The sequence below is a fragment of the Streptomyces sp. NPDC034111 genome, assembly GCF_055575375.1.
Genome location: NZ_JBVIST010000002.1, coordinates 414,643 through 432,839, shown reverse-complemented (window position 1 = coordinate 432,839; position 18,197 = coordinate 414,643). Strand labels below are relative to the sequence as shown.

Sequence of the window (18,197 nt, the reverse complement as noted above, 5' to 3'; positions counted from 1 at the left end):
CCGACGACACGTCAGCCACCGCCCCGGCAGTCAGGAGACGATGCCATGCAGGCCATGCAGCAGGACTTCCACCAGGCTCCGGACGACGCGCGGATCGCCACCTACACCTGGCTTCCGGAGTCCGCCGCTCCGCGCGCCCTGGTCCAGATCGCCCATGGCGCCGCGGAGCACGGCAGGCGCTATGACCGCTTCGCCCGCTTTCTGGCCGGCCACGGCTACGCCGTCATCGCCTCCGACCACCGTGGGCACGGGGCGACCGCCGCCTCCACCGGCGGCCGCGGGGTGGTCGGCGAGGACGCCTGGCGGGCGATCGTCAGCGACCTCAAGGGCATCGGCGACCACGCGGCGGCCGCCCACCCCGGCATCCCGCTGGTCCTGTTCGGCCACAGCATGGGCTCGATGCTGGCCCGCGACTACGCCCAGGAGTACGGCGCCGACCTGGCCGGACTGATCCTCAGCGGCACCTTCCGCACCCTGCCCGGCCTCGACATCGAGGGCGCGGTCGCCGCACTGGAGCAGGAGAGCGCCGCGCACGGCCGTACCGCGCTCTCGCCCTTCATCCCACGCAACTTCAGCTCCTTCAACGACGCCTTCCCCCACCGCACCGGCTACGAATGGCTCTCCCGCGACCCGGCCGAGGTGGACGCCTATGTCGCCGACGAGGACTGCGGGTTCCCGTTCTGCGCAGGTCTGGCCCTCGACTGGGTACGCGCCATCCGCAAGATCAACGATCCGGCCAACCTCGCCCGCATCCCGCGCGGACTGCCCGTGCACCTCGCCGTCGGCGACCAGGACCCCTGCCATCAGCGGATGACCCTCGTCCATGAACTCCTGGAGGACTTCCGCTACCTGGGCACCCGCGAGCTGACCTGGAAGGCGTATCCGGACGCCCGTCACGAGATCCTCAACGAGACCAACCGCGACGAGGTCCAGGGCGACCTGCTGGCGTGGCTCGACAAGCGCATCTGAGCCGGCCACCGGCGCGTCGGCCGTCAGACGTGTGACCCGGCGAATCCGGCGATCCGCTCGCGCAGGCCGTGCGGATCCAGGCCGTGCGCCGCCAGGTGCTCGTCGAGCTGTCCGTAGCGGCGCAGCTCCTGGCGGCCGACGCCGAGCCCCAGCACCCGGTGCGGCCGGTCGACCAGCGCGTCGTTGGCGAAGCGCGTCGAGGTCCCGGCCAGATACGGCTCCACGATCACCACGTCCGAGGCATCCGCCGCCCCGGTCGCGGCGCGCAACGCCTCGGCGTCAAAGGGCCGTACGGTCGTCGCGTACAGCACGCTCACGTCCAGTCCCTCGGTCGCGGCGAGCACGTTGTCCAGCATCGGACCGACGGCGACGACCACGGCGCGGCGCCCTTCCCGCAGCCGCAGGAAGCGGGCCCCGTCCACCGCCCGCGGCCCCGCGTTGGTCTGCACCGACAGCCGCACATACACCTTGTCGTCTCCGGCCGCCGCGGCGTGCCGCAGCAGCGCCTCGGCCTCGTCGGGATGTCCGGGCACATGCACGGTCCAGCCGTCGAGGGTGTCGAGCAGGGCGACATCACCGGGTGCCATATGGGTGAAGCCGCCGCTCGGCCAGTCGTACGAGCCGCCGGCGCTCACCAGCACCCCGCCCACGCCCTGGTGGCCGAAGTCCAGCTTCACCTGCTCGAAGGGGCGCTCCACCAGAAAGCTGGCGAAGGTGTGCACGATCGGGCGCAGCCCGGTGAGCGCCAGCCCGCCGCCCACCCCGATCAGCAGCTGCTCCCGGATGCCGACATTGACCACCCGGTCCGGATGCCGCCGGGCCGCCGCGGCGAAGCCGTCCACGCCGATGTCGGCGAGTACGACCGCCAGCCGCGGATCCTCGTCCAGCAGCCGTGAGGTGACCGAGGCGAAACGCTCACGCATGGTGTCCATCACTGAAACCCTCTCGAAGTCTTGGCAGCTACCGGGCCCGGTGCGGTCGACAGCAGCGGGCCGGGCGGAAGTACGGGCGCTTCAGGCGCCCTTGGGCTCGACGCGGGCGACGACCGCATGCGGACGTCCCGGGTGCGGTGCGCGGTAGGCGGCGTACAGCGCCTCGTGGTCACGGCCGTCGACGGTGGCCGCGGACCAGCCCGCGGTCTCGAAACGGGAGGCGATCCCGCCGCGCCAGCCATGGGTGGCGGAGGAGTTGTCGATGACCAGGGTGTGCAGCCGGTCCAGGCCCGCGGCGCCCGCGAAGGCCAGCGCCTCGTGGTTGCTGCCCTCGTCCAGCTCGGCGTCGCCGATCAGCACCCATACGGCCGGATCCGTCCGGCCCTGTGCCCGCAGTCCGAGCGCGGTCCCGACGGCCAGCGGGAGGCCGTGTCCCAGCGAGCCGCTGCCGATCTCGGCGCCGGGTACCAGCAGCCGGTCGGGGTGGTGGCCGAGCGGCGAGTCGTACGAGCCGAAGCCCGGCAGCAGGCCGACGGGGAAGAAGCCCTTGGCGGCCAGCACCGCGTAGTAGGCCATCGGCCCATGGCCCTTGGAGAGCAGAAAGCGGTCCCGTTCAGGGTCGTCGACGCTGTCCGGGGAGACCCGCAGCACCCGGTCGTAGAGGACCCACAGGGCATCGAGGGTGGAGGTGGCGGCCGGCCCGTGTTTCTCATCGCCCGTCATCAGGCTCATCAGCTGCGGGAGTTCGGCGAATCCGGTCCGCGTTGCCGGTCCGTCCGGTGTCCTCGGCGCGGCCGGTGCCGCCGCGGCGTTCATGGTCGTCTGCGTCATGCCTCGAGCGTGCAACCTCAAGCGCCCTTGAGGTCAAGCGCCGGACCGCGGACCCGGGGATCCGCGGTCCGGCGCGGACAACATCAGAGCTGTCCCGGATTGAAGACGTCCTGCTCGATGAGGAGCTTGTCGATCCGGGCCTTGTCCACCCGGTTCGTCACCTCGGCCACCTCCTGCCGGTCCCGCACGCACTTGGCCAGGGTGAAGGCCGAGGACACCACAAAGACCAGGCCGAGTGCGAGGAAACCCCGCTCCCAGGGCCCCACCGGCAGCTTCAGGATCCCGATCATCAGTGCCGCCAGCGACAGTCCGAAGGAGACCGCGGCCTGCACGAAGAAGGCAGTCGTCGTCGGCCGCTGAATAGATGGAGTGCTCATGCGCGTAGCGTGGCGCCACGGTGACAGCGGCACATGAGTACCGGTACTCATCCTGGTCACCCGGCCGACACCCGCCCGCCCGCGCCACGATGCCCGAATATGGCAGCACCCACCCTCTGACATGCGGTATTGTTCTCGTGCACGGCCAGCCGGGGATCTCCCGGCCGGAGCGGGCACCGGGACGTGGCGCAGCTTGGTAGCGCACTTGACTGGGGGTCAAGGGGTCGCAGGTTCAAATCCTGTCGTCCCGACCAGCGACTTTCCGCAGGTCGGAAGCCGTCTTCTCTGAGGAGAAGGCGGCTTTTTCGTTTGCCGTTCACGGGGCGGTTGCGACGCAGCTGTGGCGCGCGCCGTCGGGCACTCAACTCCCGGTTAAGGCCGCCTGGGCTCACTGTCCGTAAGTGGACTGGTGCGGCGCGTGTGTTGCGTGACAGGATGAGGGGCGCAGTACGGGCGGCCTTAACTGCTCGTTGGGCTCGATCGAGGGGGGACGGTGGGCATGGGCGTGGGGGGCAACGGCCGGTCCAAGGGGGCGGGCAGTGTGCTCGCGGAGCGGCTCAACCACCTCTTCGCGAACATGCATCCGCCCGGCGCGCCGTACACCAACGCCTTTGTCGCCGAGGAGATCAGCGGCGGCGCGGAGGCGTACGGCGGGGTCAAGGTCACCGAGCAGTATCTGTCGATGCTGCGGAACGGGAAGCGGGCGAATCCGAGTCCGGAGCTGCTGCGCGCGTTGGCCAAGTTCTTTGCCGTGCCGGTCGGTTATCTGTTAGGGGACCTCTCCCAGCCGCAGGCCGCGCGGGTGGAGGAGGAGGTCCGCTTTCTCGCGGCGATGCGGGACCAGCGGGTGCGGGCCATCGCACTGCGCTCCGTCGGGCTCCCGCCGGAGGTGCAGGACAGCCTGACGACGATCATTTCGCAGTTCCGGCAGCAGATGAATCTGCCGGCCGATCCGCCGGAGCAGGGCGGTGACCGGCGCGGTGAGTGACGCGACACGGACCGCTGAACGCGACCAGCTCTTCGCTTCCTGGCAGCGGACCGGAGACGAGGACGGGACGAGCATGCGAGTGGGGCAGATACGCAGGCGGTGCAAGCGGCTCATCAAGGAGCTCGAGCTGCCCGCCGCGACCGATCTGCGCGGGATGTGCGACATCGTCGGCGCGCGGGTGGAGCGGCCCGTCCATCTGGTGCCGATGAGCCTGGGCGGGGTGGTCTCGGGCATGACGGCCGTCACCGACGACGGCTACTGGATCTTCTACGAGCTCAAGACCTCGCCCTGGCACCAGGCCCACATCGTGCTGCACGAGCTCAGCCATCTGCTGCTGGGCCACGGCCAGGACCCGGCCGTCACCGAGGACGCCCTGAAGCTGTGGACGCCGTCGGTCGATGTCGCCACCGCCATGCAGCGGATGGGCCTGACCATGGGCTTCGCCCGGCACCACGGCTATGACAACCTCGCCGAGCGGGAAACCGAAGTACTCGGCACGCTGCTGATGGAGCGGGTGGCCCCCTCGGCCGCCGAGCGCGAACTCCCCCTGGAGGGAGCGGCGGCCGAGCTGGCCGCGGCGCTCGGGCCCGCGCTCCAGCACATCCGGCGGGAGCGGGAGCAGACGGCCGGAGGCGACGGCTCCGACGGGGTCGGCGCGGGCCGGGCCGGGGACGGAGGCCCGCGTGTTTGACGTCCTCTATCTGTCGTTCGGCCTCGCCGCCTGGGCGATCGTCGGGTACAAGGCCGTCGCCTGGTTCCGCGACCGCAGCAATGCGGACCTGGGGCTGGCCTGTGTGATGACCGGTGGTGTGGCGACGGTCTTCCTGTTCTCCGCGCCCAGCCTCTACCGCGCCTTCGACCGGCTGACCGGCGTCGCCAACCTCGCCATGGTCTTCCTCTACTCCTCCGTCGTGGTCTTCGCCGCGGGCGCGCTGGTACTGCTGCTGCGCTGGACGGCCGGCGAGGACGCGGCGGCCCGGGCCCGGGCGCGGGCCAGGGCGCGAGCGGCCGTCGCCGGGGTGGCCGCGCTGTGGGCGGTGGCGGTCACCGGCTTCGCGCTCGGCCGGCCGGACGCCGTCGAGCACCCCCGGGACTTCAGCACCGCCTACACCGACTCGCCCGGAGTCATGCTGTTCCTGGTGCTGTATTTGGCCATCTTCGGATCGAGCCTCGCCGGCCTGGGGACGCTCTGCCCCCGCTACGCCGCCCGGCTCGGCGGCACCCATCTGGCGCGCGGTCTGCGGGTGCTGGCCGCGGGCTGCTGGCTCGGCCTGGTCTACTGCGCCTGCAAGGTCATCGGCTTCGTACTGTCCTGGACGGGCCACCCCGCACTCTGGCTCTCCAACGGGGTGGCACCGCTGAGCGCCTCCGTCGCGGCGCTGCTGGTCCTCGCCGGATTCGCGCTGCCGGCCGCCGGCCCCCGGGTCGCCGCCTGGCGCCGGCTGCGCCGCCTCTCCCCGCTCTGGCGGACCGTCACCGCGCAGGCCCCGGAAGTCACCATGGAGGCCTCGGCCTGGTCGGTGCGCTGGCCGTTCGCCGACCTGGAGTGGCGGGCCAACCGTCAGATGGCCGAGATCCGGGACGTCCAGCGCGGTATCCGCCGCCATGTGGAGTCCGACGCCGTCGACATCGCGCGCGAACGGGCCCGGGCGGTCGCGCTCGACGACCGGCAGCTGGCCGCCGTCGCCGAGGCCGCCGCGCTGCGCCGCGGGCTGGAGAACCGCGCGGTGGGCCATGTCCCCGCCCACGGCGCGGACAGCGTGGTGGTCGCCACCGGCGCGGAGCGGTCCGAACTCAGCGCGGAGTACGAGCACTTGGCACTGGTCGCGGACGTCTACCACTCGCCGCTGATCGACACCGTGCTCACCGAGCTGCGCCAGCGGAGCTCGATGGCGCACGGCTGAGGAACACCACAGACGGGGTGGCCCGGTACGGGGGTCCGGGCTGCCCGGCACGACGGAGGCGGCACCGGTCATCCGCGGACCGGTGCCGCCCTCGCCTGTACTGCCGGATGGCGCGCAGCAGCCGGGCCCCGCAGGCCGCGCCCTACAGTCGGGATCATGCCGAACACCGCCGAGACCGGCCCCGACGCCCCGATCGACATGACCCCGCTGCTGGACGATCCGTACACCGCCTACGCCGCGCTGCGCGAAGCCGGACCGGTGCACCGGATCACCGGCGCCGACGGACACCCCGCCTGGCTGGTCACCCGCTACGACGACGTCCGCAGCGCCCTCACCGACCCCAGACTCTCCCTGGACAAACGCAACGCCGCCCCCAGCGGCTACCGAGGCTTCGCGCTGCCGCCCGCCCTGGACGCCAATCTGCTCAACATGGACCCGCCGGACCACACCAGGATCCGCCGGCTGGTGGTCAAGGCGTTCACCCCGGGCCGGGTGGAGGCGCTGCGCAAGCCCGTACGGCAGGTCGCCGACGAACTGCTGGACGCGATGGAGCAGCGCGGCAGCGCCGATCTGATCGCCGACTACGCGGGGCCGCTGCCGATCACCGTGATCTGCGATCTGCTGGGTATCCCGCAGGACGACCGCCGCGACTTCCTCGGCTGGTCGGACGCCCTGATCACCCCGGACCCGAGCCGGCCGGAGCTGATGAAGCAGGCGATCGGCGCGATGCTGGAGTTCTACACCGGTCTGATAGCGGCCAAGCGCGCAGAGCCGGGCGACGATCTGCTCTCGGATCTGACCGCGGTGCGCGACGACTCGGAGGGGGGCGACGACCGGCTCACCGAGGACGAACTGACCTCGCTCGCCTTCCTCATCCTCTTCGCCGGATACGAGAACACCGTCCACCTCATCGGCAACGCCGTGCTCACCCTGCTCGACCACCCCGAACAGCTCCAACACCTACGGCACAATCCGGCCGAACTGCCGGCCGCCGTCGAGGAGTTCCTGCGCTACGAGGGCCCGTCCCCGGTGTCGATCCGCCGCTTCGCCAAGGAGGACCTGGAGATCGGCGGCGTACGGATCGCGGCGGGGGAGAGCGTGCTGCTGTCGATCGCGTCCGCGAACCGTGACCCCGCCCGTTTCCCGGCGCCGGACACGCTGGACACGGGCCGCGACGTCTCCGGGCACCTCGCGCTGGGCCACGGCATCCACTACTGCCTCGGCGCCGCGCTCGCCCGTATGGAGGCCGTCACCGCGCTGGAGGCGCTGCTCGACCGCTTCCCGGGGCTGCGACTGGGCGTCCCGCGTGGTCAATTGCGGCGCCGTCGGGCGCTTCGCTCGCGTGGCCTGATTTCGCTGCCCATCGCTTGGTAATCGCCGAACGAACACGTTTTTGGGGCGCAACCGTTCGCTGATGCGGTAGAAATGTTCCTGAGCCCGCCCGGTGTGCATCCCCCGTCGCACCGGGCGGGCCTTCCTTTGCACCGGTTGCAGATGCGATCCGCCGGGTGCGAACCGCCGCGGGCGACGCGCCGTCATGGCCCGTCTGGCTCAACCGCGCTGCGCGCGACAGTCGTCCTCCTTAGCGTGACGTCATGGCATGTGACGCGCGTGTGTCGAAGAGGACCGCTGCGATGGCCCTGATGGCCGTCGTCGGTCTGTCGTTGAGCTGCATACCGGCCGCGGCCGACGGACCGAAAGCCCGTCAGCCCGCCGTGGCCGCCGCCGGGACGCAGGACGCCGCCCCCGGCATACCGAGGCTGCCCGACGGGCTGACCGCGCTGTCCTGGATGGTGGCCGACGCCGAGACCGGAAGCGTGCTGGCCGCCAAGAGCCCGCACCGCAAGCTCGCCCCCGCCAGCACCCTCAAGACGCTGTTCGCGGTCACCGTCCTGCCGAAGTTCCAGGCCGGTACGGTCCGCCAGGTCAGCTCCGCGGACCTCGCGGGCGTCGGTGCAGGCAGCAGCCTCGTCGGCATCCAGCAGGGCCGCCGCTACACGGTCGCCGACCTGTGGCGCGGCGTCTTCCTGCGCTCCGGCAACGACGCGGTGCATGTGCTGGCCGCGATGAACGGCGGCTGGCAGGCCACCGCCCGCGAGATGCAGCAGACCGCCCGCAAGCTCGGCGCACGCGACACCACGGTGAAGTCCCCCGACGGCTATGACGCGCCCGGACAGGTGTCCTCCGCGTACGACCTGACCGTCTTCGCCCGCGCCGGTCTGGCCAACGCGGACTTCGCCCGCTACTGCGCGACCGCCCGCGCCACGTTCCCCAGCGCCGGCGGCACCACCCAGATCGAGAACACCAACCGCCTGCTGGTGGGCTCGCACGGGCTGTCCCGCTACCCCGGCCTCATCGGCGTCAAGAACGGGTACACCACCAAGGCCGGCAACACCCTGATCGCCGCGGCCCGCCGCAACGGCCGCACGCTGCTGGTCACCGTGCTCAACCCGCAGTCGTCGGTGGCCAACGGCGTCTACAAGGAAGCCGGTGCGCTGCTGGACTGGGGCTTCCGCACGGACGGCACCACCCAGCCGGTGGGCACCCTGCACAACGCACACACCGGGTACGACCGCGCCCCGCTGAGCCCGGTGGCCGCCCAGGCCACCGAGGCCGCAGCCGACGATTCCCCCTGGCGTCCCGCCCTCGTCCTCGGGGCGGGCGGTGCCGGGGTCGCGGCCATGGGCCTGCGCGCCCTGCTCGCCCGGCGGCGCCAGCAGCGCGCCGGCAACGGGGAGAGGGGAGGCGGCGGGTAGGCCCCGGGAGCCGACGGGCGGCTTTCCGCCTGGTCGCCGGCGGTCCCAGCCGGCGTCCTAGGGGGTGTCTTCCCGATCATGCCGGGCTGATCGGGAAGACACCCCTAGCCGCCGGTCGTCCGCAGCCGGGGCGCGGACTCCGCCGCCGATACCGGCCCCGATACGGCCTCCGGCCCCGTAAGGCGGCCGGTCAGCCCCCGCGCCCAGGCCAGCAGCCCCGCGATATCGATCCCGTAGGGGGCGGAGTCCGCGTACGGACCGATGGCCGCCGTACCCCGGTCGAGCAGCGCCGCGCCCCCTACGGCATTGCCCCGTGCCGCGTGGGTGAGGCCCACCGCGAGCTGGGCGAGTCCCCGCCACAGCTCGCGCTCCGCCTCCGGCGCCGCCTTCCAGGCGTCCTCCAGCACCTCGTGGGCGTGGAACGGCATCCCCGCGTCCAGCAGCCGCTGCGCCTCGACCAGCGAAGCCGAGGGCGTTCGGGACACCCCCTCGGGCTGCCGGGCCACCCCCGGCGTCCCGTACGGGAGCGGCCGGCCGAGCCCGTCACGCGGGCGGGCGTTACGGGCCCGCCCCTGCTCATCGCGGTCCCGGCGACGGGCCGGGGCGCCCTCCTCCGCCCCGGCTCCGCAGTGCTCGCAGACCTCACTGCCGGGCCGCTCACGGATCCGTCCGCAGGCCGCACACACCTGGTCCAGCCAGCAGGCCGGGTCGCCGCCCTCCTCGCGTGGCAAGGGGCGGCCGGGCTCGTCGTGGGCGCTCTCCATGTCGTTCACGCTTCGATTGTGCGCCCTGGAACTCCGGTGCAGCAGTTCACGACGTGGAGCGCGGCAGACGCCTCCGCGGTCGCGCACAGCAACGCGAACACTGCTCCGCGCTGGGGCCGCCCCGGTCCGTCAGTCCAACTCGACCTCGTAGAAGCAGAAGTGATCCTTGATCTGCGCCACCTCCGGGTGCGGCTCGGGGTAGGCCCAGACGATGTCCGTCGGGCCGTCGGTGAGCGACCAGTAGGAGGCGGTGCCCTTGAAGGGGCAGACGGTGTGCGTCTCGGACGGGGTGAGCAGATCGGTGCGGACGTCCTTGGGCGGGAGGTAGTAGCGGACCGGGTAGCCGGTCTCGAAGAGCAGCAGTGGACGCCGGCTGTCGGCCAGCAGCGTGTCGTTGTGCCGGACGCGGATGTGGTCGGTGCCCTGCTTGATCTCGATGTGGTGGCCTTGGGCGGCGCTCATGGTCGGTGGTCCCTCCCGGGTCGGTGTGCGGGGCTGGGGCTACGGTCCCAGGGTCGCACCGGGCCGCGGTCAGCCGCAGTGCCCAGGCCGCCCGTGCCACCGCCGTGGGGCGCCTGCACGCGCACTACACCAGCGCACCGCTGCGTAGCGGGCACCCGCCTGCGGGTACGGCCGCCGGTGCACGGTCCATGCGGAGGGTGCCGCCGGATCGGCGGAGGGATCCGCTGGGGCAGCCGCAATCCGGGTGAATGTGGCAAAGTGACGACATGGCTGACCGGGGAGCGAAGCGCCCCACCGTGTCGGTGCCGGACGACTGGCCCGCCCACCCGGACCTGACCCTGGCCCTCAACGGCATGGGCGGCTTCGACTGGGACCTCGACAGCGGGCTGATGCACATGGACCCGCCCGCCCTCGAGGTCTTCGACCTGCACCCGTCCGAGTACGACGACCGCCCCCAGACCCTCAACATCCGCGTCCCGGCCCATGAGGCGGCCCGGCTGGACGCCCTGGTGGCCCGGGCGCTCAAGGACGGCAGCGACTCCTACGGCGCCTACTTCCGGGTACAGCGGCGCGACGGCGAACTGCGCTGGACCCATGCCCAGGGCAGCATCCGCCGGGACAGCAGCGGCCGGCCCCGCCGCATCATCGGCGTGGTCCGCGACGCCAGCCACGAATACACCCACGCGGCGGAACGGCTGGCGGTCGACGAGGAACGCCGCCGGCACACCAGCGTCGTCGAGCGCACCACGGCCGCCCTGGCGCACGCCCGAACCGTCCGTGAAGTGATCGCGGTGCTCGCCGACGAGCAGGGCCTGAGCCGGCTGGGCGCGGAGAACATCATCCTCGGGCTCGTCGAAGCGGGCCGGATCCGGCTGGTCTCCGAGGGCAAGGCGGGCAGCTTCGTGCCCGATCTCGAGTACACCCGCGTCGGCGACGAATTCCCGATGAGCGAGGTGGTGCGCACCCTCACCCCGCGCTATGTGTGCAGCCGCGCCGAATTCAAGAACACCTACCCCCGGCTGTGGCACGCCATCGAGCCGCTGAACGTCAACTCCGCCGCGTATCTGCCGCTGATCGCCCAGGGCCGCCCCATCGGGGTGATCGGGCTGTTCTTCGAGCGCGAGAGCGACTTCCGCGACCAGGAGCGCAACGTCCTGGTGGCGCTCGGCAGCAGCATCGCGCAGAGCCTGGCCCGCGCCATGCTCTACGACCAGGAGCACGACCTCGCCGCCGGCCTCCAGCAGGCCATGCTGCCGCGCCGGATTCCCGGCGTCGCCGACGCCCAGATCGCGGTCCGCTACCGCTCCGCCCGGATGGGCCGGGACATCGGCGGCGACTGGTACGACGTGATCCCGCTGCCCAACGGCCGGGTCGCCGCCGTCATCGGCGACGTCCAGGGCCACGACACCCACGCCGCGGCCCTGATGGGTCAGCTGCGGATCGTTCTGCGCGCGTACGCAGCCGAAGGGCACACGCCCGCCACCGTCATGGGCCGGGCCTCCGCCTTCCTCAACGAACTGGAGACCGACCGCTTCGCCACCTGCATCTACGTCGACGCGGATCTGAGCACCGGCTCGGCCCGGATCGTCCGGGCCGGCCATATCGACCCGCTGCTGCGGCACGCCGAGGGCATCTGCCGCCGGCTGCCGGTGGCCGGCGGGCTGCCGCTGGGCATCTCCTCCGAATTCCGGCGGCTCGACTACCCCGTCACCACCGTCCAGCTCGCTCCCGGCGACACCCTGGTGCTGTGCACCGACGGCATCGTCGAACAGCCCGGCATCGACCTCGACGAGGGGATGCGGCATCTGGCCCGCGAGGTCCGCGACGGTCCGCAGGACGTCCAGCAACTCGCCGACCGGCTCTGCGACTCGGCGGGCGAGCGGACCGGCGAGGACGATATGGCGCTGCTCCTGCTGCGCCGCCTGGGCACCCCCGCACACGACACCGTCGGCCGGTTCCGTCAGCACATCGCCCCCGCCGACCCCGAAGGCCTGGCAGCCGCCCGGCACATGATCCGGGCCGCGGTGCGCGCCTGGGGCGCCGCCGAGCGCTCCGAGGAGATCGAGCTGGTCGCCGACGAGCTGATCACCAATGCGCTGCTGCACACCGACGGTGAGGCGGTGGTCAACATCCGGATGCCGCACAGCGTGGAGCGGCGCCTGCGGCTGGAGGTCGAGGACCACTCCAGCAACCTGCCGCGACGCCGCGAACCGGGCGAGGCCGGAGTCTCCGGCAGGGGCCTGCTCCTCGTGGACCGGCTGGCCGATGTCTGGGGTGTGGAGCCGCGCGGCGGTGGAAAGTGCGTATGGTGCGAGTTCAACTGCCCCTGACCGGGATGGGGGTGCCTCCCAGCGTTCGCTGGGGGAGCGTCGTGCCGTACCGGACGATCAGGGGGAAGACGGGCGCCGAGTGATCGGCTTGGTCGAGTGAGGACGGCTCTATGGCAACGCGGGCTGCGGAACAGCGCGAGGAAGCCCGCCAGTTGGCGGCGCGACTGGAGGCGGAAGGCGTCCGGAACGTGGCGTTGACCTGGGTGGACAACGCGGGCATCACCCGCGTCAAGACCGTCCCGGCCCACCGGCTCGCGGCCACCGCCGAGCGCGGCGTCGGGATGTCGCCGGTCTTCGACGTCTTCACCTCCGACGACGCCATCACCGAGTCCGACCACCTCGGCGGGCCCGACGGGGACCTGCGGCTCTTCCCCGCCCTGGACCGCGTCACCGCCCTCGCCGCCCAGCCCGGCTGGGCCTGGGCCCCGGCCGACCGCTACGACCAGCTCGGTGTGCCGCACCCCGCCTGCCAGCGGCAGTTCGCCCGGCGGATGGCGGAGCGGGCCGGCGCGGCCGGCCTGGAGCTGCGGATGGGCTTCGAAACCGAGTGGGTGGTCACCCGCGCCCCCGAAGGGCACAACCCGGCAGCCGTGGACGTGGACGCGGCGCTCGACTACCCCTGTGCCGGCCCCGCCTACGGCATGACCCGGGTCGTCGAACTCTCCGACTACCTCCGCGATGTCACCGAGGCGCTGACCGTCCAGGGCATCGACGTCCTCCAGCTCCACCCCGAGTACGCGCCGGGCCAGTTCGAGATCACCACCGCACCGGGCGACCCGGTACGCGCCGCCGACGACGTGGTGCTGGTCCGCGAGACCATCCGGGCGATCTCCGCCCGGCACGGGCTGCGCGCCTCCTTCGCCCCCTCCGTCGTCGCCGGGCAGGTCGGCAACGGCTGCCATCTCCACCTCGGCCTGTACCGCGAAGGACGGAGCCTGCACCGCACCACCGACGCCGAATGGGGCCTGGCGCCGGACGCGGTGTCCTTCCTCAGCGGCGTCCTCGGCGCCCTGCCCGCCCTGCTCGCCATCGGCTGCCCGTCACCCGCCAGCTATCTGCGGCTTCAGCCCTCCCACTGGGCCGGTGTCTACCAGTGCTGGGGCGTGGAGAACCGCGAGGCGGCGCTGCGGCTGATCACCGGCGCGCCCGACGACCCGGACGGCGGGCACGCCGAGGTCAAGACCTTCGACGCGGCCGCCAACCCCTACCTCGCGGTCGGCGCGGTGATCGCCGCCGGACTGCACGGCATCGAGTCCGCCGCCCAGCTGCCGGCCCCGCAGACCGGCGACCCCGGCACCCTCGGGGTCCGTGAGCGGGCCCGGCGCGGCATCGTACGGCTGCCCGCCACCCTCACCGAGGCGGCCGACCGGTTCGAGAAGTCGGCGCCGCTGTACGAGGCGATGGGCGAGGTGCTGCACGGCGCGGTGCTGGCCGTCCGGCGCGCCGAGGAGGCGCACTTCGCCGAGAGCTCGGCCGAGGAGATCGCCGCCGCCACCCGCTGGCGCTGGTGATGCCCGCGGAGGTCCCGGGGACCGCCCCCGCCTTCGACGACGGCCTGCCGCCGCTGGTGGACCACCACTGCCACGGTGTGATCCGGCACGACCCCGACCCCGCGACGTTCGCGTCGTACCTCACCGAATCGGACCGGCCACCCGCGGCCGGCACCACCTTCTTCGACACCCAGGCCGGCTTCGCCGTGCGCCGCTGGTGCCCGCCGCTGCTCGAACTGCCCGCACACTGCCCGCCCGAGCGCTATCTGGCCCGCCGCCGTGAACTGGGCCCCGACGAGACCCGGCGCCGGCTGCTGCGCGCCACCGGCATCGGCGCGTACCTCCTGGACACCGGACTGCCCGGCGACCTGACCGGCCCGGGCGAGACGGCCGCGGCGGGCGGCGGCACCGGCCACGAGGTCGTACGGCTGGAGACGCTGGCGGAGCGCATCGCGGTGCGCTTTCTGGGCGCCGAGGGGGCCGGCGCCGAGTCGTTCGACGCTGGGTCTCTCGGTGTCGAGCCGTTCGACGCGGGGGAGTTCACCGATGCGCTCGCCCGTGCCGTCCAGGACGCCGCGCGCACCGCCGTCGCCTTCAAATCCGTCGCCGCCTACCGCCACGGACTGGCGCTCGACCCCACACCGCCCACCGCCGACGCGGTACGCAGCGCCGCCCGCGCCTGGGCGGCCACGGGCGCGCGCCGCCTCACCGACCCCGTCCTGCTGCGCCACCTCATCCACCTGGCCGTCACCACCGGCCGCCCGCTCCAGCTCCACACCGGCTTCGGCGACCCCGATCTGCGACTCGACCACGCTGACCCGGCGCTCCTCACCGACCTGGCCCGGGCCACCGCCGACACCGGCACGGACCTGGTGCTGCTGCACTGCTACCCGTACCACCGGCAGGCCGCCTATCTGGCGAGCGTCTTCCCCCATGTCTACGCCGACATCGGGCTGACCCTCACGCACACCGGAGCGCGCGCCACCGCCGTACTCGCCGAATTCCTGGAGCTCGCGCCCTTCGGCAAGCTGCTCTTCTCCACCGACGCCTACGGCCTCCCGGAGCTGTACGCCGTCGGCGCGGCGCTCTTCCGGACCGCGCTGGCGGGCGTCCTGGGGGAGTGGACGGCGAGCGGCGCGTGGTCGGAAGCGGACGCCCGGCGGGTCGGGGCGATGATCGCCGCGGACAATGCGCGCCGGGTCTACGGGCTGCCGGCGGGGCAGACCGACGCGTGACGGGAGAAGGCGTGTAAGGGGCGCCCGCCCCGCGCACCACTTCCCGCCCTGCCGCACCACGCGCGCCCGCCCCGTGCTTTACTGCGCCGCGTGGCATCTACAACTACCTCCGACGAGAGCTCGACGGCACACCCGGAAAAGCGTGAAAGACCCCTCCGCTCCCGGATATTCGCCGATCTGACGCCCCTGCGCATATCGCCGGACTACCGACGCCTGTGGTGCGGCAACACCATCTCCTGGATGGGCCAGCAGATGACCGCGCTCGCGGTCTCGCTCCAGGTCTACGCCCTCACCAGGTCCACCTTCGCGGTCGGTCTGGTGGGCCTGTGCTCCCTGGTCCCGCTGGTCGTCTTCGGGCTGTTCGGCGGCGCCATCGCCGATACCGTCGACCGCCGCAAACTGGGCCTCTACAGCGCCGCGGGCGCGACCGCGATGTCCGTCACGCTGGCCGGTGCGGCGCTGGCCGGATACCACCGGGTCTGGCTGCTCTACACCGTTGTCGCCCTCCAGGCCGTCTGCTTCGCGATGAACTCGCCGGCCCGCTCGTCGATGATCCCCCGGCTGCTGCCCGCCGAGCAGCTGCCGGCCGCCAACGCCCTCAACTCCCTGACCAGCAACCTCGGTCTGATGGGCGGCCCGATGCTGGGCGGTGTCATCGTCGGCCTGTGGGGCTACCAAGCCGCGTACCTGATCGATGTGGTGGCCTTCAGCGGCGCGCTCTACGCGATGTGGCGGCTGCCCGCCATGCGGCCCGACCAGGGTGACGGGCCGCGGCGCCGGGCCTCCGTACTGGACGGACTGCGCTTTCTCGCCACCCGCCCCAATCTGCGGATGACGTTCTTCTCCGACCTGGCGGCGATGGTGCTGGCCCAGCCGCGCGCGCTGTTCCCCGCGGTCGCGGTGCTCTGGTTCGCCGGCGACGCCAAGACCGTCGGCCTGCTGGTCGCCGCGCCCGCGGTGGGCGCCGTACTGGGCGGGCTGTTCTCCGGATGGCTCGGTGGGATCCGCCGGCACGGCCTGGCCATCCTGATCGCGGTGGCCTCCTGGGGCGCGGCCGTCGCCTGCTTCGGGCTCTCCCGGAACCTGTGGCTCGGACTGGTCTTCCTGGCCGTGGCCGGCTGCGCGGACACCGTGTCGATGGTGTTCCGCAGCACCATGTTGCAGGCCGCCACGCCGGACGCGATGCGCGGCCGCCTCCAGGGCGTCTTCATCGTCGTGGTCGCGGGCGGCCCCCGCCTGGGCGACTTCCTCGCCGGCTCCGTCGCCGACCTGACCACCCCGGCCACCGCGGTCATCGGCGGCGGCCTCGCCTGCATCCTCACGGTCACCGCCCTCGGCCTCGGCCGGCGCGCCTTCGCCCGCTACGACGCCCGCGATCCACAGCCGTGAGCGAGGAAGGCACTAACTAGGGGCGGCAGCCGCGTGGCCCGCTCGCCACACACCGGCGTCGGCTACAGCAACTCCGGCCGCAGCTCCGGGTTCTCGAACCCCGCGTCGTCGAACGGGTAGAGCGGGCGCCGTACCCTGTGGTGGCCCAGGCGCAACAGGTCCTGGTCCACGCCGCCGGGGGTGAGGGCGAGGAGCCAGTCGGCGGCCATGGCGTACAGCTCGGGTTCCAGGTAGCCGATCTTGACGACCACGAGGTCATGGGCCAGGGGATCCAGTGCGCCGAAGTCGGCCCGGGTGTGGAAGGGTTTGCGGCGCTCGGTCAGGACGACGGTCACGCCGCCGCGGGTGACGGCCGCGGTCCGCCCGCCCGCCCCGGCAACGGCCGGATGACCGGGCGGCGCACCGGAGTCGGGGCCGGAGCCGTCCTCCAGCGCGGTGACGGTGCCGGTCAGTTCGTACGGCTCCGCGTGCGGGCCGGTGCCCGCGCTGAACCGGCCGCCCACGCCGAGCGTGACCTCGGTGCCCACGCCGGCCTCGAAGCAGGCGGCGACGGCCTTCGGGTCGGTGATGCCGGGGTGGAGGGCGGTGACCCGGCCGCTCGCCAGGTCCTCGTGGGCCAGCAGCCGGCCGAGCATGTAGGGGAGGTCGCCCGCGCCGCCGGCGGTGGGGTTGTCCCCCGAGTCGCTGATCAGGAAGGGCCGGGCGGGGGAGGCGACGGCACGGGCGATGCAGTCGTCGGCGTCACCGGTCGGGCCGACGAAGACGAAGTCGCGGCGGGCGTCCCAGTACGCGCGGGCGAGCGATCCGGCCTGGGCGACGGCGAGTTCGGGATCGTCCCCGGTGACCACCACCGAGGCCCGGCAGCGTTCCTCGTCGGCCCAGGCGTACCCGACCCAGAGCGCCGCATCGACGATCCCGTCGAGCGCCTCCACGGACGCCAGCCGGCCGTAGAGCGACTTGGCCGGTTCGAGGCGGGTGCTGGTCTTCTCGCCGGGGAGGAGGACCGGAATCTGCACCCAGGCGCGGTGCGGGCGGCCCTTCCCGGACACCAGGCGCTCGACGAGCTTGCGGGCGGCGCGCTCGCGGGTCTCCCAGGCGTCCTCGTGCGGGGCCAGCCGGTGCGCGGTGAGCAGATCGAGGTGCTGGGCGAAACGGCGCGAGACATTGCCGTGCAGATCCATGGCGGCCGAGATGAGGGTGCCGGGGCCGGACGCGGCCCGTACCGCCTCGGTGAGGTCGGCCTCCGCGTCGTCCAGCCCCACCACGCTCATCGCACCGTGGATGTCATGGACCAGCCCGTCCAGCGGTCCCGACGCCCTGATCCGGTCGGTGAGTTCGGCCTTGATGCGGTCGTACGTGGCGCGCTCCACAGGGCCGCCGGGCACCGCGACGGCGTGCACCAGCGGCACCCACTCGACCGGTTCGGCCAGTGCGTCGTCCGGCCGGGTCCAGGTGTAGCGGTCCAGCAGTGCGCGCCCCCGGGTGACGTGGAAGTCGTCGTACGTGGAGCGGTGCGGGCAGAACTGGCTGGACTCGATGGCCATTCCGCCGATGCCGATGCGCAGACGCCGTGAGCGGGGACGGGGATCGGTGGGTGAGGACATGGAGCTCACTCTCCGTGGGGCGGCGGGGACGGTGGTGAGGTGTGCGGCGGCCGTTTTCGGTCGTTGGCCGGTGGTCGTATCAACTAGCCGACAGTAGAGTCGAGTTGGCCTGAGCTGCCACGGTCTTGACTTCTTTTCCCGGCCGTCCGTAGTTTGCTCGCACCCC

The 18,197-nt window shown here is 72.6% G+C and carries 16 protein-coding genes and 1 tRNA gene; 11 read left to right on the top strand and 6 right to left on the bottom strand.

Translation table 11 applies throughout. The annotated features are described in order from the left end of the window. Positions 1 to 45: 45 nt before the first annotated feature. A complete protein-coding gene (locus tag ACZ55A_RS07655) occupies positions 46 to 969 on the top strand; it encodes an alpha/beta fold hydrolase (RefSeq protein WP_468835773.1) in 924 nt (307 codons plus the stop codon). A gap of 23 nt (positions 970 to 992) precedes the next feature. Here the strand turns inward: ACZ55A_RS07655 and ACZ55A_RS07650 are convergent, their stop codons facing one another. The 3 genes from ACZ55A_RS07650 to ACZ55A_RS07640 all read right to left on the bottom strand — a co-directional run bounded on the left by ACZ55A_RS07650 (position 993) and on the right by ACZ55A_RS07640 (position 3,109). Then, the gene (locus tag ACZ55A_RS07650; protein WP_468835771.1) at positions 993 to 1,901 is read right to left on the bottom strand and encodes a transketolase family protein; all 909 of its coding nucleotides are present in this window, start codon (positions 1,899 to 1,901) and stop codon (positions 993 to 995) included. Positions 1,902 to 1,982: 81 nt separating this feature from the next. Then, the gene (locus ACZ55A_RS07645) at positions 1,983 to 2,732 is read right to left on the bottom strand and encodes a transketolase (protein WP_468835769.1); all 750 of its coding nucleotides are present in this window, start codon (positions 2,730 to 2,732) and stop codon (positions 1,983 to 1,985) included. Between the two features lie 83 nt (positions 2,733 to 2,815). Beyond that, on the bottom strand, positions 2,816 to 3,109 hold the full coding sequence (locus tag ACZ55A_RS07640; RefSeq protein WP_468835767.1) for a YiaA/YiaB family inner membrane protein: 294 nt from the start codon (positions 3,107 to 3,109) through the stop codon (positions 2,816 to 2,818). A 177-nt stretch (positions 3,110 to 3,286) separates the two neighbouring features. Here ACZ55A_RS07640 and ACZ55A_RS07635 point away from each other — a divergent pair. From ACZ55A_RS07635 to ACZ55A_RS07610, 6 genes are all read left to right on the top strand, one after another. Continuing rightward, positions 3,287 to 3,363, top strand: a tRNA-Pro gene (locus tag ACZ55A_RS07635). A 245-nt stretch (positions 3,364 to 3,608) separates the two neighbouring features. Continuing rightward, positions 3,609 to 4,097, top strand: a complete 489-nt coding sequence (locus ACZ55A_RS07630) for a helix-turn-helix domain-containing protein (protein ID WP_468835764.1) — start codon at positions 3,609 to 3,611, stop codon at positions 4,095 to 4,097. A gap of 79 nt (positions 4,098 to 4,176) precedes the next feature. Next, positions 4,177 to 4,788 (top strand): hypothetical protein, encoded by a 612-nt coding sequence (locus ACZ55A_RS07625; protein ID WP_468836600.1) that lies wholly within the window; start codon positions 4,177 to 4,179, stop codon positions 4,786 to 4,788. Further along, positions 4,781 to 6,001, top strand: a complete 1,221-nt coding sequence (locus tag ACZ55A_RS07620) for an MAB_1171c family putative transporter (protein ID WP_468835762.1) — start codon at positions 4,781 to 4,783, stop codon at positions 5,999 to 6,001. The genes ACZ55A_RS07625 and ACZ55A_RS07620 overlap by 8 nt, the downstream gene beginning before the upstream one ends. 156 nt (positions 6,002 to 6,157) lie before the next feature. Further along, entirely contained in the window at positions 6,158 to 7,375 is a 1,218-nt protein-coding gene (locus ACZ55A_RS07615) for a cytochrome P450 family protein (protein WP_468835759.1), read from the top strand. Between the two features lie 221 nt (positions 7,376 to 7,596). Further along, positions 7,597 to 8,757 carry a D-alanyl-D-alanine carboxypeptidase family protein gene (locus ACZ55A_RS07610; protein ID WP_468835757.1) on the top strand — a complete coding sequence of 387 codons (1,161 nt, stop codon included), beginning with the start codon at positions 7,597 to 7,599 and terminating at the stop codon, positions 8,755 to 8,757. 104 nt (positions 8,758 to 8,861) lie between these two features. On the opposite strand, the gene ACZ55A_RS07605 is transcribed toward ACZ55A_RS07610, so the two are convergent. Further along, positions 8,862 to 9,422, bottom strand: a complete 561-nt coding sequence (locus ACZ55A_RS07605) for a DUF309 domain-containing protein (protein ID WP_468836597.1) — start codon at positions 9,420 to 9,422, stop codon at positions 8,862 to 8,864. Between the two features lie 228 nt (positions 9,423 to 9,650). Further along, positions 9,651 to 9,983: a DUF427 domain-containing protein gene (locus ACZ55A_RS07600; RefSeq protein ID WP_468835754.1), complete on the bottom strand. Its 333-nt coding sequence runs from the start codon at positions 9,981 to 9,983 to the stop codon at positions 9,651 to 9,653. A gap of 266 nt (positions 9,984 to 10,249) precedes the next feature. Between ACZ55A_RS07600 and ACZ55A_RS07595 the strand changes: the two genes are divergently transcribed. The 4 genes from ACZ55A_RS07595 to ACZ55A_RS07580 all read left to right on the top strand — a co-directional run bounded on the left by ACZ55A_RS07595 (position 10,250) and on the right by ACZ55A_RS07580 (position 16,427). Next, positions 10,250 to 12,313, top strand: a complete 2,064-nt coding sequence (locus ACZ55A_RS07595; RefSeq protein WP_468835751.1) for a SpoIIE family protein phosphatase — start codon at positions 10,250 to 10,252, stop codon at positions 12,311 to 12,313. Positions 12,314 to 12,423: 110 nt separating this feature from the next. Further along, the gene (locus ACZ55A_RS07590) at positions 12,424 to 13,824 is read left to right on the top strand and encodes a glutamine synthetase family protein (protein WP_468835749.1); all 1,401 of its coding nucleotides are present in this window, start codon (positions 12,424 to 12,426) and stop codon (positions 13,822 to 13,824) included. Then, a complete protein-coding gene (locus ACZ55A_RS07585) occupies positions 13,824 to 15,038 on the top strand; it encodes an amidohydrolase family protein (protein WP_468835746.1) in 1,215 nt (404 codons plus the stop codon). The genes ACZ55A_RS07590 and ACZ55A_RS07585 overlap by 1 nt, the downstream gene beginning before the upstream one ends. Positions 15,039 to 15,128: 90 nt before the next feature. After that, positions 15,129 to 16,427 (top strand): MFS transporter, encoded by a 1,299-nt coding sequence (locus ACZ55A_RS07580; RefSeq protein WP_468835743.1) that lies wholly within the window; start codon positions 15,129 to 15,131, stop codon positions 16,425 to 16,427. 62 nt (positions 16,428 to 16,489) lie between these two features. Here the strand turns inward: ACZ55A_RS07580 and ACZ55A_RS07575 are convergent, their stop codons facing one another. Continuing rightward, entirely contained in the window at positions 16,490 to 18,031 is a 1,542-nt protein-coding gene (locus ACZ55A_RS07575) for a M81 family metallopeptidase (protein WP_468835741.1), read from the bottom strand. Between the last annotated feature and the right edge of the window lie 166 nt (positions 18,032 to 18,197).